Raw genomic sequence first — 15,900 nt, 5'->3', positions numbered from 1 at the left:
GTGCGGATCTACACTTGGCATCACTGACTTGAGGGGAAGCCATGCCCAAAAAAGCCGCCAGCACAAAACCAAAAACAACTAGGGCAACCTCAAGAGAAGAGACCAAGCCCGATCCGCAAGGGGCGATTGCTGCAGAAATCCAGCGCCTTTCCGATACCTACGGCATCTCTAAGGAACTCCTGGAGAATTTTGCGCGGTTTGTGGTCAGGCAGCTACAGCCACCGCCTCGGTTGTCTGTCAAAGAGCTGCAGAAAGCGATTTACAACCACTTTGGCGTTAAAAACGCAGCCGAGCTGAGAAAGTCAGCCAGCTTCAAACTGGCAACCAGCGGCATGGGCAAGCTGAGCTTATCCAACATAGACGATTTGGAGCGCATTTATCGTCAGCACATCGGGATCCTTCCCAACGAAGAGGGGGAAGAGGGGTATGGCTGCATCAACGGGATCAACATCTTCAAGTACGACTTGCCATGGCGGGTTTTTGGACTTGACCCCGATCGAGCTACCAATGAGGACATCAAAGCTGCCTTTTATCGCCTGAGCAAGATCTACCATCCCGATTCTCCAACCGGGGATGACAAAATTTTCCAGCGATTGACTCTCTTCTACAAAAGCCTTACGGAGAAATTTGAGCAATGGCTATAGTCTATGTTTCTTCAAACAAGCTCGCCGAATTTTTGGGTATCAGCCTTGAGGAACTCAGGGAGATTGAAGCCTACTTTGACAGTATCCCTGATGATGAGTGGGAACTGGTGGAAGGTAAAGACTATCGCGTTATCAACAAAAGTTCGGGGCTGAGAGAATACACGCAGTCTGGTGCTTACGCCATTTTATCCTTTTTGAGGTCTAGGTCAGAGCAAGGTCGTAAGTACTCTACAGACACAAGCATTAGGAATTGGTTCAAGGAAGAGTATCGCAAGAGGCAGAAGGCTCTGGTGGATCATAGGATCCTCGAAAACAGCTCCTCTCTGGTCAGAAGACAAGATCAGTTTTGGCTATCTCTTCAAGATGTTGTGACGATCTTTGGAACTCGAACTGATTACCTTAAGAAAGCGCTTGAGATTGCATCAAAACAAAGTAAACTCATCAAAGACGTTCATTACACACGCTTTGGCAACGACGACACTGTCTACCTCTCTTTGCGAGGCATCTATGAGCTTGCCAAGATTATGGTAGAAGTCCTCAAGCAAAACCACAGAAAAGACTGGTGTCGAGATGTTGGCGAACGCATTGAACCCCAGATTCAGGCAATCGTCAAGACAATCCAGGATAGACAAAGGCAGATAGAAAGAGCAAAAGAGCTTGCAAGAAGAAGGGATAAAAATCTCTGTAGAGTTACTCGAAAAACAGCCAGTAGCCTAACGGTTCACCATCTCTACTCTGAAGCGCACTATCCAAAGATTGCAGCAAATCCTTCCAACCTGATTACTATAGCCAGCGAAGTGCATAGCCACTTTCATCAGTGGATGGGAGGTTTCAACGAGCCATGTACAATTGATGACTTCATCAAGTATGTTTTGGAATACTATCCTGAGAACAAAAACCTGATCATCTGGTTGGAACAACAGAAGGCCAGTCTTGGGCCGCAGTTGCCCATTGGCAAGGGGAGAGAGCATGTGCTCTATATTCCTCTCCAGCGTGTAACTTGAAATAACCCATTGGTTATCGGTTGTTTTCAGGTCATTCCAACCACCTTAGTCAGGTTTGTCCGTCCTTGAGGATCCTTGATCTCTTTTTGGGGATCCCTCTTTCTGCGAGCAATCCGCGTCTGTCTCACTGGAAACGACAGAGGCCATAGTACAGCCAGGGATCCCTAAACCAAGCCCTGATTCAAGATCTCGCGGGAACGGGCGATGGCTGCTCTCAAGTTGGCCCGCTGGGTGTAGCGCATCGTCATGGCGGCAGTTGTGTGGCCCAGCAAGTGCTGGATATGTTCGGGGGCAACGCCGCGATCCAGCAACAAGGTGGCAAAACTGTGGCGAAACTGGTGGGGGGTTTGATGTCCCGGCTCAGGCTCGGTTAGCTTGAGCACAATATGCCGCAGGCCATCGTAGGTAAGGGGGCGCCCCCGGTAGGCCAAGCAGCGAGATTGGGAAACAAACAAGGGATCCGTCGGCGCGCACGGGCCCCGTTCTCGGCTCAGATACTGTTGCAACAGCTCGGAGAGGGGATCCCCTACTGCCACAGCGCGGGGTTTGCTCCCCTTGCCACAGCGCACTTCCAACAGGGATCCCTCAGGGCTGATTTGAAAATCTTGAACGGTTAAGTCCAACAGCTCCTGGGCCCGCAGCCCGCACTCCAGCATCAGGCGAATCAAAGCCGCGTAGCGCAGAGAATGGTTTTGGGCCCGCTGCAACACCCGCCGCAACAACAACCGATCCAGATCGCGAGGCAAACGAGCGGGTAGGCGGGCAGGTCGAATGGCTTGAGTGGGCAGGGGATCCTGAAGGTAGCCCCGTTGGCTGGCCCATTCAAAAAATTGCTGCAAGGCCAACCGCTTCAGGTTGTAGGTGGCCGGAGAGGCGGGCGGGTGGATCCGCTGGCCGGAGCGGTTGCGAAACGGACGGCCCTTCAAGCTGTTCAAAAAGGACTGGACGTGGGCAGGCTGCACCTGGGGCAGCGGCACGGGGCAAGTTTTGGCAAACTGCTCCAGAGCGATGCGGTAGGTGCGGCGGCTAGCCGGGGCCAGATCCCGCTGCCGCTCCTGCAAAAATTGCGCCGCCAGATGGCTGAGGCTGGGAACAGGGCCAGTCGGCTGACTCTGGGGATGGGTCTCCTGAGCCCAGCCCGATCGAGGCTCCCTCATCCTGCCACCTCCATCCCTCTGCTAGCCCTTAACTTTATCCTCAACTTGTGGCCAGCTGCTGTCCAGAGAGGGATCCCGACCTGAGAGTCGATGGCTACTGGCCGGGCAGCAGGTGTTGGGTGATGAAATCCGTGTACACCTCGCCCCGCAAAAAAGCCTCGTGGCGCAGGATCTGCTGGTGGAAAGGGATCGTGGTGGGCACCCCAGTGATGGCGCATTCCCCCAAAGCCCGCTGCATGCGGCGGATGGCTGCTGCCCGGTTAGGCCCCCAGACGATCAGCTTGCCCAACAGCGAATCGTAGTAGGGGGGAATGGTGTAGTCGGTATAGATGTGGGAATCCATGCGCACCCCCGGCCCCCCAGGGGGCAAATAGGCACTGATCGTGCCAGCGCAAGGCCGAAACTGCTGCTTGGGATCCTCGGCGTTGATGCGGCATTCGATAGCATGGCCCCGCAACTCCACATCCTTCTGGCGAAAGGTGAGGGGTTGACCTTGGGCAATGCGAATCTGCTCGGCAATCAGATCCAGCCCGGTCACCATCTCGGTAACCGGATGCTCCACCTGGATGCGGGTGTTCATCTCGATGAAGTAGAACTGGCCATTTTTGTCCAGCAAAAACTCCACCGTGCCCACCCCCACATAATTCACCACCTTGGCCGCTTTCACCGCCGCTGCTCCCATGCGGGCGCGCAAGCTTGCAGTCAAAGCCGGGCTGGGGGCCTCTTCCAACAGCTTTTGATGCCGCCGTTGAATGGAGCAATCCCGCTCGTACAGATGCACCACATTGCCCTGGCTATCCGCCAAGATCTGAAACTCCACATGACGGGGGCGCTCGATGAACTTCTCCAAGTAAACCCCGCCGTTGCCAAAGGCTGCTTGGGCTTCCCCCTGAGCGGTGCGCAGCATCTTCAGCAGCTCCTGGGCATCCCGCGCCACCCGCATACCCCGCCCCCCGCCACCGGCGGTGGCTTTGATGATCACGGGGTAGCCGATTTTCTCCGCCAGCTTCACTGCCTCCTCCTCAGAGGTGATCAACCCGCGGCTGCCCGGCACCGTCGGCACCCCCACCGCTTGCATGGTCTCGCGGGCCGTGGCCTTGTCGCCCATCTTGCGCATCGCCTCTGGCGAGGGGCCGATGAAGATCAAGTTGTGGTCGGCACACATCTCGGCAAATTTGGCATTCTCCGCCAAGAACCCATAGCCCGGATGAATGGCAGTGGCCCCGCGGGTGAGGGCTGCCGAGATGATGTTGGGAATGTTGAGGTAGCTTTTGGCCACCGGGGCATCTCCTACGCAAACAGCCTCGTCCGCCAGTTGGACGTGCAGGGAGTTCTGATCCGCAGTGGAGTAAACGGCCACAGTTCGGATCCCCATTTCCTGACAGGTGCGGATGATGCGCAGGGCAATCTCACCCCGGTTGGCAATCAGGATCTTGGTGATGGGCGGCATGAGGGAGGTTCAAAGCTGAAGAGGTAGCTAGACCGCTAAGGCCAGCGGTCTGTAAACGCAAGGTTAAGTTCAGGTGCTCATCCTACTATTTGACATACTCCCCGTCTTAAAGGACGGGGATGCTTTCTCAGCCAGCAGAATTGCTCCTACCGACTGAGCTACACAGGGCATGAGGCTGAAACCTCAACCCTATGGGGGATGCCATGGCCCCAACTACTGGGCCGGAGCCCAGATACTTCCTGCGGATGTTAATTGCCCCCACCCCGTCCCGATGGAACTCAAACCCACACCCACACCTGTACACACGACCTTTGGGCTTGTTTCTCTGTCCACAAACAGGACACTCCTGAGAGCTGTACCGCTCATCTTGCAGTACCACTCTCATCCCCAACCGCTCAGCTTTGTAGGTGATGAGATGCCGGACTTGACCATGCAACATCTGGTGGATCTTCTGATTCGCCTTTTTGTTGTAGTTGGCAGACATCCGGATATCCCGAAGGTCGCCAATCACAACTGTCTGCACGCCTCGCTTGTGGAGCGTGGAGACCAATCGGGTTGTCTGCTTGTGCAGAATATCCCGAATTTGATTGCGCAGCTTCTTGAGCTGCAAACGTTGAGAGCGAACTAGCCGCTTCCACCGCCGAGAGCCCCGCTTTTTGCGCGCCAGGAGTCGAGCTAGCTTGCCCTGCAGCTTGTTCTGGTAGCGCCTTTTGGAGCGCAGCAGCCTGCCATTGGCGATGTAGGTTTGTCCCCCCTCATGAGCGACTGCGGGGTGAATCTCACCCAAATCCACAGCGGCAACGTTGCTCTCTTCCCCCTCTTCTTCCGGCGGCGTATCCCCCACCTTGTAGCAAGCCCTCAGCTCATACTGCTGGCCATCCCAGCCCATCTCTACCCAAACAGGCGTATCCCAAGCCCAGTTAACAATCAGGGGCTCCTTGCCTTTCCCGTTCGACAATCGCAGCTTCCCATTGACGACTTGGATGGCTGAAGATTTCCACTGGACTTTGTAGAAGTACCGACGGCGTCGAGGTGGACGGGCGTTGGGGTCGGTTTTGCGGCGTTCCCGCCAGGACTTGAGAGAGGCAAAGAAGCTTTGCACTACTGCGTCTGCACTGTGGGCATGAAGTGTATTCTCAGGGTCGTTGGGAAACCAACGCATGAATGTGGAAGGCTTTAACCACAATCCCTTCTTGCGGACGACCCGCCAAAAGTGAACGAGCACTTTTGAGTACAGCTCGCCTGCTGCCCTGCTCAACAGCTGCAGTTGCTCTGAGACGCCTAGCTTGAGCTTGCGGACAAGGTACATGCAAAGTTGCCTTTCCTGTCTAATAGCATCTTACAAAAGCCGCCCTAGAAGGGCGGGGCTTGTAACCCAGTTTTTTTGGTCAACTGGAGGGGAGGATAGAGAAGGTCAGGTGGGGATCCCACATTCAGCCCATCCAGTCGACAACCTAGGTAGGACTGAGGCTACAGGGATCCGGCTGCAGCAGAATCCCAGTGGGGGCAAACTGCGTCACCCAAAACTCCACATCTTGAAACTGGCGACGCAGGGTGTCGCGCGCTTGGGCGGCCAGCTCCAGGCTGGGCATGATCCCGAAGACCGTTGGCCCTGACCCCGACATCAGGGATCCCAGGGCCCCCGCCGAGAGAAGAGCTTGGCGCAGCTCCCCTACAATCGCGTACTCCGGCAAAACCACCTGTTCCAAGTCATTGCGCAAACTCCTGGCTAACGCCGGCGGATCCTGACGGCTGAGAGCCGCCAACGCCTGCGGCAAGGTGGGCAGTGTGGGTTTGGGTAGGGCATCCCCTCCCAAGCTCCCCTGACGAGAACGAAAGGCTTGATAGGCCCAGGCGGTGGAAACCCCCAGGTGCTTGGGCTTGGCCAGCAGCACAGGGATCCCTTCCCAATCGGCCAGCGGCTCCAAAACTTCCCCGCGCCCGGTGGCCAGTTGCGTTCCCCCCTGGATACAGAAGGGAATGTCGGATCCCAAGCGGGCTGCCAAACTCTGCAACTCTCCCACCGTCAGGCCCAGCCCCCACAGTTGGTTTAACCCCACCAAAACCGCCGCCGCATCAGCCGAGCCCCCCGCCAAACCTGCTGCCACCGGAATGTGCTTTTCGATGTGAATCTCCACGCCAGCGGCAGAGTGACACTCTTTTTGCAGCAGCTCAGCCGCTCGATAGGCGAGGTTGCGGGCATCTGTGGGCACTTCTGGGCGATCGCAGGTGAGGTGGATCCCGTGAGGACGGCTCTTCAACTGCAGTCGATCCGCCAAATGAATGCTCTGCAACACCATCGCCACCTCTGAATACCCATCAGGACGGGAGCCGAGGATTTCCAGGTAGAGGTTGATCTTGGCGCGGGCAATCAGGGTACAGGCTTGCATGGGGTGAAAATCTGGGTCAGCAACAAGTCTCAACTCCCCTTAGCCTGTACAGACCTGATCAAAACACAGACTTATCCGGGGAGGTCTCCCAGCCTGATTCTAGCGGCAGTGGATCCCCTTTCTAGCTGCCAGAGCGAGGCCATGGCCCCAGCCACTCTCCACCGCGAAAGCGCCAGCGGGGAAACAAAATGCGCATCACCACCCAAGCGCTGAGGTAAAGGCAAACCCAGACCACACTGTAGTGGAGAATAAAATCTCCCAAATCAAACCGTTGGGTTGGGATATAAGGAAGACCCACCACCTTCAAGACTGTACCCAAAAAAAGCCCTTCCCAAATGCCGGCCAAAAGCTGAAGGATCCCAGGCCAATCGTGATCCCACATCCACCCCATCAGATAGTTATAAACGACATCCCAAACACAGCCAAACAGACCTACGTAGAACAGCACCCAAAAATAGGTGAGGCTGCCGCCATGTCCAGTGATCCCAAAATAAAAGGGTAAACTTGCCAAAACACCAACGGTGGCCAATAAGAAAATGCGAGTTTGCCAGCGGCCAATCAGGGTCGGAGTCATCTTTTCCTCCAGCAGTTTTGCCTATCGAGATCATCAGGATCTATTTCGCTCCCGGTCTGTTTGAGAGAATCTTCTGGCCTTCACCCCCATCCGTTCTCCCTTTGGTAGAGAAGAGTTAGGGCTCAGCGCAACGCCACTTTCATGAGGCTAGCGCGATGGGGAATGGCCATGGTGTGCCGCCAATGTTTTACGTGTGGGACAGCGTTGATAACCAAAAACATCTCACAAAATCCAGAAGCGTTGCCCAATGTCGGCAAGCTAGGGGCTGATGTTTAGGGCCCACTTGCACCATTGCCACAGGGATCGGATCCCTTCTAAGCCTTTGACCCCCGGTGCCCGCAGTCGAGCCAGGTGTTCCACCGAGCGATGGGCACAGTACTGTAAACCCAAAAACGTATCCACCGGCGCATAGGGCCCGCCCAAGGTGATGATCCCGGCAGCGTACATTCGCCCATCCCGGTTGCGCATCTCCACCAGCTCAAAGTCGTTGGAGACATGCAAGCGCCCGTGAGGATTGAGGGGCAGGTTGTAGTGGGTAATTAGATCGTTGAGGAGAGGATTGGTCATGGGATCCGAAACCAAACCCGTACAGTCGATAACGAAATCGGCCTCCACCTTTAATTGCGTGTTGTTGTGGGTACCTCGAATGTAGGTTACCGGCTTACCCTTGTCGCCGGGAACCACCGACTCCACCTTGCCGAACACAATCGAGTACCAGCCCTCTCGCAACCCTTGCCGCACGATCCGCCGCCATTTCCGCCGACTTGCTGTCGTGGTGCCGCCCCAAGCTTCCAGCAGTTCGCGCCGTTCCAGGGGGGTCGCCGCTTCCAATTTGGCACGCAGAACTCCTCCCCAAGTGCCCTTGGGCCAGTTGAAGGGCTGAAACTCCCAATGGTTATCCACTGCCCGTTTGGCTCGTCCGAAGCGATTACCGCTTTTGGGCGCACGGCTCAGATGCACCACCGAGATGCGGGGGTTGACTTTGCGGGCTTCGTAAAGGCGTTCCATCACCTGAGAGGCGACGATCCCAAATCCCCGAATTAGGACGGTGCCACCTTGTTTCTCCAACTGCTCATAAACGTGATCATGAGGCTCATAGCCGTGTACCACCGATCTCAAATCTCCTGTTTTTTCGCGAAACTCCTGCAGGTCGTTGAGCAACTTGATGGCCGGATATCCAGTTGCCAAATGGAGATACTTGGCCACCATAAAACGGTGATCCGTATGGCCGGGCCGCGTTGCCGAATAGGCCACCACATATCGCCCATCCTCCGTTTTGCGAATGGCGCGAATATGGCCGTAACACAACATTTGCTCCCAACCAATTCGGGCTGCCTCCCGATCCATTGAGGCAAATACATCCCCCGCCCGCGGCGTATAGGTATCTGCCAACAAGGGCTCACTAAATACCTGCCACAAAAAGCCGAGTGCTTCCAACAATCGGCCGGAGAAAAAGGAACGCCAAGCATCCCGCAGAGCATAGCCAGGCCAGCCCCAAATGTTGTCTGGACAAGAATCGGAGCCAGAGCGAATTCGCTTCCAGCGGGGGATCTGGCAGTTGGTCAAAAGCCGTTCATACCGTTCGTAGGGTTTGCGGGCAATGCTGATGACGCGGATGTGTTCCGGTCTGACCCCGTAGATGCGCAGGGTATCCACCCAGACAAAGCTGCCGATACCGCCGCCCAAGGCCAAATAGAGGGTCTCTTCCACAGGTAGTCCGGTGGCTTTGAGGGCGCTCAGGGCAATTTGCTCAGCTCGAAACAAATCCGGCGGCGGAAAATCCGAGCCAGGCCGCACCTCGGGAAGCTGCTCTGGGGCAAAAACCACCGTGGAAGCCGGGGGAACCTCAAATGCGGTGTCGGGTTGGGTGGCCGGGCGAATCAGTTCGGTGCGCGGCTCCAGCAAAAGAGTAGGGGTGGCGGTCAGAAGGGTGGCATTGGGATCCCTGGGGGACACCAAACCCACGGTGATGCTGTAGGGGCCAAGCTCCACCACTTCTCCCCCCTGGAGCACCCGGCGTGCCTGACGGATTTTTTCCCCATTGATGCGGCTGCCGTTGGCACTGCGATCTTCATAGATGACCTGGCCATCCTCACCGAGATAGACGAGGGCGTGATAACGGGAGATCTCCTGGCTGGCAAACACAGCCCGCGCCACTTCTCGACCTTGCCATTCCTGTGGCAATTGGGCCAGCTCCCTGCCCAAGGCAAGAGGCAATGGAAAAATCAGCTCCTGCTGTTCTTCGGTGATGGGATCTTCCCAGCTCAGTTGAATTTGCATAGCTTCTGCTCACCTTTTATAAAAATCATGATGGAGCCATTGAGAAAACCCAGAACAACGCGACCTCACAGGTCACCTCGGGGTTTGTCTGGGATCCCTTTCTTCAATCCCTTATGGACTTGGATTGGCCGCCGGGATCCGTGGGAAGAATCGTTGCCCTAGGCAGGAGATTGCGGGGCTTTGCCAGCTTCTGGAGGAGGGATCACCAAGGTAGCGCTCAAAACCAAATGCCCACAGTAGGGACAATTCTGGCCCTGATATTCCGGGGGTAGGTAGTGAGGGTTTTCCAGGCGGCTGCACTTAACCTTGAGGGCGTCCAAAGTGCCGCGGCTGAGGGGAACCCCCTGATTCTTCCTGGCAACTTCTATGGACTTCACGCTCAGCACAACGCGCCCCAATTGAATTTGGCTATTGGCCTCAAGCGCAAGCTCTTCCTGAATTATTTTTCGGCCATTCACCCAGACGGGGTTGGGCTGCTTAGGAGGCAAACGATCCCGAGTTAAGTTGCGAATGTGAAAGTTTAAGGTTTTGGGATCAAAATAAAGCCCGGCGTGAACTCCTGAGACCGAGCGAGTTGGGTCATTGAGCACCACATCACAGCTGGGATCCCGTCCAATGGTAACCAGCTTGGAGGGAACAGGCGAAACCGTTTGCGATCGGCGCCGGTCGGCCTCGGTCCATTCTAAAGTGAGTTGACACACGATCCCATTCTCCACAGTTCAGCGCCTCCATTCCCTAGATCGGCTTCAGCATATCCAAAGGTCAGCTTGGGGAAAGCAGAAGATGTCTTTTTCGTCAAAATTGTTATCTTTTTGGATAACTATAACCTACTCCCCTGACCAAAGGCTTGCGCTGATCCGGATCACCTGAGTTGGGATCTCCGAGTTACATTCCTGCTGGAGACCGTGCCCAAACGCTCCGCGCCGCTTCCGCGACCACCCTCAGCTCCTCTTCCAGAGGGAGAGGGGAGCCAGACGGAAAGGTTTCATTCATGATGTTTAGACCATGATGTTTAGAGTGACTACATACTCGACTTTATCCCCACCCGATTTGAAGCAACAAAACTCGATCTCCTCAGGAACGGCGAGGCCGTTCAAGTTTGACCGAGGTGGCCTGATCCCTTGGCCGGAAGCCTCAGAAATCCACCTGAGAGATAGGGCCTAGAGTGAGTTTTGAGTTTCTGGGGATCCTGCAAGACTAGTATCCTCTGTGTCTTTATCCAAACCGTTTTCAAAGCACTCCGGTAAATGGGAAACTGCCGCTGCCCAGCCGCTCCTGCCGATCGAACACACTGATGGTGAGCTGATGGGATCCCGTTTGAGTGAGGGTAAAGCGATTCTGGGTCAGGGTCAGCCCTGTAACGGTGCAGGTGGTCGCCCCAACGAAGCAGCCGGGCAACTGAGCAGCATCAAAAGCTCCCAGGGTTACGAAATTGCCCAGTGGGGTGGTGACGGAAGCCAAAAAGGCGTTGGAACCCCGGATCCCGGCAGGGGCCTCTACCCGGAAAGACACCACAAAGGTTGGAGTTTGCCCCACCAAGACGGTGCGCGGAGAGAGATCAGTAATGGTGAGGGATGGAGCAGGTATGGGAGGCGGCAGGGGCAGAAGATCGCTGCTGCCGGTCGTGCCCCCACACCCCACCAGAACACTGCTCAGCAGCACCAGCAATGGGATCCGTTCATGCCTTCGCTGCATGGTTTTCCTCCACTCCAAAAGGTCTTCTTTTTTTGAGCTTATTGTCTAGAGTTTGTCTCCACCAAGCCAGTGGGCAGAAAGGAGAGAACCTGGCAAGCAGCGGCCTGGGATCCTTCGCTTATTCCCCTTGCAAAAGGTTTTGGCAAGCTGTGGCAATGGCCCAGTCCTCTTGGGCTGAGATCACCAGAACCCGCACCGGAGCATCCGAAGTGCTGATATCGCAGTTGCGGGGGGATCCGGCATTCAAAACCGGGTCGATCTGGATCCCTAAAAAACCCAGATCTGCACAGGCTGCCGCCCGCACCGGTGCTGAGTTTTCCCCAATCCCCCCAGAAAACACCAGCGCATCCAGCCGATCTAAGCTCATGAGCATTGCCCCAATCTGGCTGCGCAGACGGTGGACAAACAGATCGAAAGCCAGCTCCGCCCGGGCATGGCCTGCCTCCATTGCCTCCAACACAACCCGCATATCGCTGCTCAGGCCGGAAACGCCCTTCAACCCCGATTCTCGGTTCAAGATCCGATCCAGTTCATCCACACTCATGCCCTGGCGCAACTGATGGATCAAAATGCCCGGATCCACTGACCCCGACCGGGATCCCATCATCAAGCCCTCCAGGGGGGTGTAGCCCATGGTGGTGTCCACACTTCTGCCCCCGCGAATGGCCGCCAACGAGCAGCCGTTGCCCAGGTGACAAGTGATCAGCCGCAACTCTTCCAGGGGTCGGTTCAAGATCTCGGCAGCGCGACGGGCGCAATGCTCGTGGTTGATGCCATGAAACCCGTAGCGGCGGATCCCTTGTTCAGCCCAAGCGTAGGGAAGGGGGTAAAGGGCTGCGGCCAGAGGCATTTGCTGGTGGAAGGCGGTGTCGAAAACGGCCACCTGAGGGATCCCCGGCAACAGTTGCCTTAGCAGACGGATGCCAGCCAGCGCAGCAGGGTTGTGGGCTGGGGCCAAGGGGATCAATTGCTCAATCGCCCTCTCCACCTCTGGCGTAATTAAGGTGGGCTGCCGGTACAGGGATCCCCCATGCACCACCCGATGGCCGACGCCGCCGATCTCAGCCGCCTGCGGGAGCAGGGATCCCTCCCCTTGCCAGAGGCTTTGAAACAGCGGGGCCAGTTGGCCGATCCCTCCCTCAGGTGAAGCGGAGGGAAAAGATTCCCACCCACCGCCTCGCCGACGAGTCTGGATGAGGGCCTCCCCCGGCTTGTAGGTGAAATCCACCTGGGCTTGCCAGATGGGCGTGGCCTCCACCCTTCCCTCAACCGTCAGAAATAGGGAGGATTTGAGGCTGCTGGAACCGGCATTGACGACCAGAATATTCACAGCGTGTCTTCGTTGGCCTTCGCACTGCTGGGCTTAAGGCCTATAGCCCGCTTGCTTGAACAGAGCGGTTGACTACCCTGCCGCTAAGGATGACCATAGCATTAAAGCTCTCCTGCAGCTTCCTGAGGCCAAGGCGAACTGCGTAGCGGTAGGACGGAGCTTTAGACCCAATTTTTTGGGTAATCTGTTCCCCTACTTCTGTTGCCCTCCATCCCACTGGACTAACGCTGCTTATGCCCAGAGTCATCGTCACAGATCCCATCGATCAGGCGGGGATCGACATTCTCTCCCAAGTCGCTCAGGTAGATGTGCAAACCCAGCTCACCCCAGAGCAGTTGATCGCGGTCATCCCCAACTACGATGCCATCATGGTGCGCTCCGGTACACGGGTTACCCGAGAGGTAATCGAGGCGGGGACGAACTTAAAAATCATCGGGCGGGCGGGCGTTGGTGTCGATAACATCGATGTGCCCGCCGCAACCAAAGCCGGGATCCTGGTGGTCAACTCCCCAGAGGGCAACACCATTGCCGCTGCCGAGCACGCCATTGCCTTAATGATGGCCCTCTCCCGCCACATACCTGATGCCAATGCCTCTCTGAAGTCGGGCCTGTGGAATCGGCAAGAGTTTGTCGGCGTAGAAGTCTACAAAAAAACGCTGGGGATTGTCGGATTGGGTCGGATTGGATCCCATGTGGCCCAGATTGCCAAGGCGATGGGGATGAAGCTGCTGGCCTATGACCCCTATCTGTCCGTGGAGCGGGCCGAGCAACTGGGGGTACGCCTGGTAGACTTCACAACTTTGGTGCAGGAATCGGACTACATCACCTTGCACGTTCCCAAAACCCCTGAAACCACCAACCTGTTCAACGCCGAAACCTTCCGCATGATGAAGCCGACCGCTCGCCTGATCAACTGCGCCCGTGGCGGTTTGGTGGATGAACAAGCCCTGTACGAAGCCCTGAAATCCGGTCAAATTGCCGGAGCGGCTTTGGATGTATTTGCCAACGAGCCCCTGAAGGACTCTCCGCTGTTTTCTCTGGGCAAGGAAGTCCTGCTCACTCCCCACTTGGGGGCCTCTACCGAAGAAGCCCAGGTGAACGTGGCCATCGATGTGGCCGAGCAGATCCGCGATGTGTTGCTGGGGCTGCCGGCCCGCTCTGCCGTGAACATCCCCGGCCTACAGGCAGAGGTGCTGCAAAACCTCAGACCCTACCTGGACTTGGCCGAAACCCTAGGCAACTTGGTTGGCCAATTGGCGGGGGATCGCGTCAACCAGTTGGAGATCCGCCTGCAGGGAGATCTGGCGGAAAAAGATGGGCAGCCGATCGTCATTGCCGCTCTCAAAGGGCTTTTGACGCTGGCGCTGCGGGAGCGGGTCAACTACGTCAACGCCTCCATCGAGGCCAAAGAACGGGGCATTCGGGTGGTGGAAACTCGAGATCCCTCTTTGAAAGATTATTCCGGATCCCTGACGTTGATTGCCCACGGCCCCAATGGGATCCGCTCGGTTTCGGGGGCGTTGATTGGGGAGCGAGAGGTGCGGATTACCCAGATCGACGAGTTCCCGGTGAATGTGCCCCCTTCCGCCAACATGCTGATGACCCTGCACCGGGATATGCCGGGAATCATCGGACGGATTGGCACCCTGCTGGGAGCCTACAATGTCAACATCGCCAGCATGCAGGTGGGGCGCAAGATCATCCGCGGCGATGCAGTCATGGTGCTCAGCTTGGACGATCCCCTGCCGGATGGGATCCTGGAAGAGGTGCTCAAGCAGCCGGGCATCCGTGACGCTTTTGTAGTGAACCTCTAGAATTGTTGATCCCTAGAAAAAATCCCAAATCTCACCTACCCTGGCAAGACGGAGTCTTTGCTTGAACCAGAGCAACTTGTCCCTAACCCTGTCCCAGATCCCAGACTGGGATTGGCCGGCCTTTCTGGAGTCCCTGGGCCATTTTGGTGTGGATCTCAGTCTGGAACGCATGCAAGTCTTGCTGCAGCGTCTAGGACAGCCCCAAGCTGGGATCCCGGCCATCCACGTAGCCGGCACCAACGGCAAAGGATCTGTCTGTGCCTGGGTCAGCCACGTGTTGTGGGCGGCAGGCTATCGTGTGGGCCGCTACACCTCTCCTCATTTAGTAGATTGGCGGGAACGGATTTGGCTGAACGGGGAATACATTTCCACCAACGACTGGAGCCAAGCGCTGGCCCAGGTGCGAGACTGCCTACAAACCTATGCCCCTGACGAGGCTTCTCCCACCCAGTTTGAGGTTATCACCGCTGCCGCTTGGCTGTACTTCCGCCGGCAAAAGGTGGATGTGGCAGTGATAGAAGTGGGCCTGGGGGGGCGGCTGGATGCTACCAATGCTGGGATCGAGCCGGTGGTAACGGCTATCACCTCCATCGGCTGGGATCATTGGCAGCGCTTGGGCAACAGCCTTCCCCAAATTGCCTCTGAAAAGGCGGGTATTCTCAAGCCAGGGATCCCGGCAGTGTGCGCACCCCAAACTCCAGAGGTCACAGCAGTTATCCGAGCCAAGGCAGAGCAATTGCGAAGCCCCCTGAAGATGGTCGAACCTCTGCGATGGTCAGAGCCTCAAACCGTCCACTGGCGAGGGCAGCTCCTCACCTTGCCCCTCAGCGGCGATGTACAACTCACCAATGCAGCAGTAGCCCTTGCCGTTGTAGAAACCCTACAGCAACAGGGCTGGCGGATCCCGGATGCCGCTGTCGAAAAAGGATTTGCCATCACCCGTTGGCCGGGGCGCTTACAGCGGGTGCAGATTGGATCCCGTCAGTTGCTGATGGACGGAGCCCACAACTTACCCGCTGCCCAGGCTCTCCGTCGCTATCTGGATAAGTATCAACCCGGCCCCCTCACCTGGTATGTGGGCATCCTCACCACCAAAGATGTCCAGGGCATTCTCAGCACCCTGCTGCGACCAGGAGATTGCTTTTTCGCTCTGCCAATTGCCGGCCACTCTGGGACGGATCCCGAGCAACTTGCTCAGCTAGCCCAGACTCTGCAGCCTCATCTCGCCTCGGCACGGGCACTGCCCAATCTCTCCGCTCTTCGGGCTCAGTTGCTCAAGCCGAAAAACCTCACTGAGCCACCAGCTGTAATCTGCGGATCCCTGTACCTATTGGGCCAGGTGATGCAGGAATGTTTGGGATGGGATCTAGCCTGTTGAACTGACAGGTGAAACCTTATGCAAGACCTGAGCTCCTCTCTTATAAAGAGAGAGGAGCTATGAACAAAAACTAGCTCTCAACCACTATCACTTGATCAAGATACTCCCCTACTGATTGGGTTAGGGTGGTGGGCCTGGCACCGAGCTAGGTTGCCAGCAGGTCGCCCTGCCAGTAGATTCGCCG

13 protein-coding genes are annotated in these 15,900 nt (G+C 56.7%); 4 read left to right on the top strand and 9 right to left on the bottom strand.

The window, feature by feature from the left end:
- The first annotated feature begins 41 nt into the window (after positions 1–41).
- Both NW837_RS14355 and NW837_RS14350 read left to right on the top strand, forming a co-directional pair.
- Entirely contained in the window at positions 42–644 is a 603-nt protein-coding gene (locus tag NW837_RS14355) for a J domain-containing protein (RefSeq protein ID WP_083757641.1), read from the top strand.
- Positions 635–1,648 (top strand): hypothetical protein, encoded by a 1,014-nt coding sequence (locus NW837_RS14350; protein WP_414332262.1) that lies wholly within the window; start codon positions 635–637, stop codon positions 1,646–1,648. Before NW837_RS14355 ends, NW837_RS14350 begins: the two co-directional genes overlap by 10 nt.
- 164 nt (positions 1,649–1,812) lie before the next feature.
- Here NW837_RS14350 and NW837_RS14345 read toward each other — a convergent pair whose 3' ends face one another.
- The 9 genes from NW837_RS14345 to NW837_RS14305 all read right to left on the bottom strand — a co-directional run bounded on the left by NW837_RS14345 (position 1,813) and on the right by NW837_RS14305 (position 12,524).
- The gene (locus NW837_RS14345) at positions 1,813–2,805 is read right to left on the bottom strand and encodes a tyrosine-type recombinase/integrase (protein ID WP_414332261.1); all 993 of its coding nucleotides are present in this window, start codon (positions 2,803–2,805) and stop codon (positions 1,813–1,815) included.
- Between the two features lie 94 nt (positions 2,806–2,899).
- The gene (gene accC, locus NW837_RS14340) at positions 2,900–4,255 is read right to left on the bottom strand and encodes an acetyl-CoA carboxylase biotin carboxylase subunit (protein ID WP_414332260.1); all 1,356 of its coding nucleotides are present in this window, start codon (positions 4,253–4,255) and stop codon (positions 2,900–2,902) included.
- A 127-nt stretch (positions 4,256–4,382) separates the two neighbouring features.
- Positions 4,383–5,564: an RNA-guided endonuclease InsQ/TnpB family protein gene (locus NW837_RS14335; RefSeq protein ID WP_414332259.1), complete on the bottom strand. Its 1,182-nt coding sequence runs from the start codon at positions 5,562–5,564 to the stop codon at positions 4,383–4,385.
- Positions 5,565–5,709: 145 nt separating this feature from the next.
- Positions 5,710–6,645 carry a 4-(cytidine 5'-diphospho)-2-C-methyl-D-erythritol kinase gene (ispE, locus tag NW837_RS14330; protein ID WP_414332263.1) on the bottom strand — a complete coding sequence of 312 codons (936 nt, stop codon included), beginning with the start codon at positions 6,643–6,645 and terminating at the stop codon, positions 5,710–5,712.
- A 121-nt stretch (positions 6,646–6,766) separates the two neighbouring features.
- Positions 6,767–7,219, bottom strand: coding sequence for a hypothetical protein (locus NW837_RS14325; RefSeq protein WP_011431474.1), 453 nt, complete (start codon positions 7,217–7,219; stop codon positions 6,767–6,769).
- A 258-nt stretch (positions 7,220–7,477) separates the two neighbouring features.
- Complete coding sequence (locus NW837_RS14320) at positions 7,478–9,499, bottom strand: FHA domain-containing protein (protein ID WP_414332258.1); 2,022 nt, start codon at positions 9,497–9,499, stop codon at positions 7,478–7,480.
- Between the two features lie 158 nt (positions 9,500–9,657).
- Complete coding sequence (locus NW837_RS14315; RefSeq protein ID WP_414332257.1) at positions 9,658–10,200, bottom strand: FHA domain-containing protein; 543 nt, start codon at positions 10,198–10,200, stop codon at positions 9,658–9,660.
- Between the two features lie 529 nt (positions 10,201–10,729).
- Positions 10,730–11,194 carry a hypothetical protein gene (locus NW837_RS14310; protein WP_414332256.1) on the bottom strand — a complete coding sequence of 155 codons (465 nt, stop codon included), beginning with the start codon at positions 11,192–11,194 and terminating at the stop codon, positions 10,730–10,732.
- 118 nt (positions 11,195–11,312) lie between these two features.
- On the bottom strand, positions 11,313–12,524 hold the full coding sequence (locus NW837_RS14305) for an acetate kinase (RefSeq protein ID WP_414332255.1): 1,212 nt from the start codon (positions 12,522–12,524) through the stop codon (positions 11,313–11,315).
- A 233-nt stretch (positions 12,525–12,757) separates the two neighbouring features.
- Here NW837_RS14305 and serA point away from each other — a divergent pair, with 233 nt between their 5' ends.
- Positions 12,758–14,338, top strand: a complete 1,581-nt coding sequence (gene serA, locus NW837_RS14300) for a phosphoglycerate dehydrogenase (RefSeq protein ID WP_414332254.1) — start codon at positions 12,758–12,760, stop codon at positions 14,336–14,338.
- Positions 14,339–14,399: 61 nt separating this feature from the next.
- The gene (locus NW837_RS14295) at positions 14,400–15,716 is read left to right on the top strand and encodes a bifunctional folylpolyglutamate synthase/dihydrofolate synthase (RefSeq protein WP_414332253.1); all 1,317 of its coding nucleotides are present in this window, start codon (positions 14,400–14,402) and stop codon (positions 15,714–15,716) included.
- Positions 15,717–15,900 lie beyond the last annotated feature (184 nt).

Origin of the sequence: Synechococcus sp. R6-10 (assembly GCF_047461815.1) — a bacterium.
GTDB lineage: Bacteria > Cyanobacteriota > Cyanobacteriia > Thermostichales > Thermostichaceae > Thermostichus.
This window is presented reverse-complemented; position numbering and strand designations above follow the sequence as displayed.

Excerpts from the sequence above, each read along its gene's own strand:
- NW837_RS14310 (WP_414332256.1), bottom strand. The coding sequence starts at position 11,194 with ATGCAGCGAAGGCATGAACGGATCCCATTGCTGGTGCTGCTGAGCAGT.
- NW837_RS14320 (WP_414332258.1), bottom strand. The coding sequence starts at position 9,499 with ATGCAAATTCAACTGAGCTGGGAAGATCCCATCACCGAAGAACAGCAG.
- NW837_RS14335 (WP_414332259.1), bottom strand. The coding sequence starts at position 5,564 with ATGTACCTTGTCCGCAAGCTCAAGCTAGGCGTCTCAGAGCAACTGCAG.
- serA (WP_414332254.1), top strand. The coding sequence starts at position 12,758 with ATGCCCAGAGTCATCGTCACAGATCCCATCGATCAGGCGGGGATCGAC.
- ispE (WP_414332263.1), bottom strand. The coding sequence starts at position 6,645 with ATGCAAGCCTGTACCCTGATTGCCCGCGCCAAGATCAACCTCTACCTG.
- NW837_RS14345 (WP_414332261.1), bottom strand. The coding sequence starts at position 2,805 with ATGAGGGAGCCTCGATCGGGCTGGGCTCAGGAGACCCATCCCCAGAGT.
- NW837_RS14350 (WP_414332262.1), top strand. The coding sequence starts at position 635 with ATGGCTATAGTCTATGTTTCTTCAAACAAGCTCGCCGAATTTTTGGGT.
- NW837_RS14325 (WP_011431474.1), bottom strand. The coding sequence starts at position 7,219 with ATGACTCCGACCCTGATTGGCCGCTGGCAAACTCGCATTTTCTTATTG.
- NW837_RS14355 (WP_083757641.1), top strand. The coding sequence starts at position 42 with ATGCCCAAAAAAGCCGCCAGCACAAAACCAAAAACAACTAGGGCAACC.
- accC (WP_414332260.1), bottom strand. The coding sequence starts at position 4,255 with ATGCCGCCCATCACCAAGATCCTGATTGCCAACCGGGGTGAGATTGCC.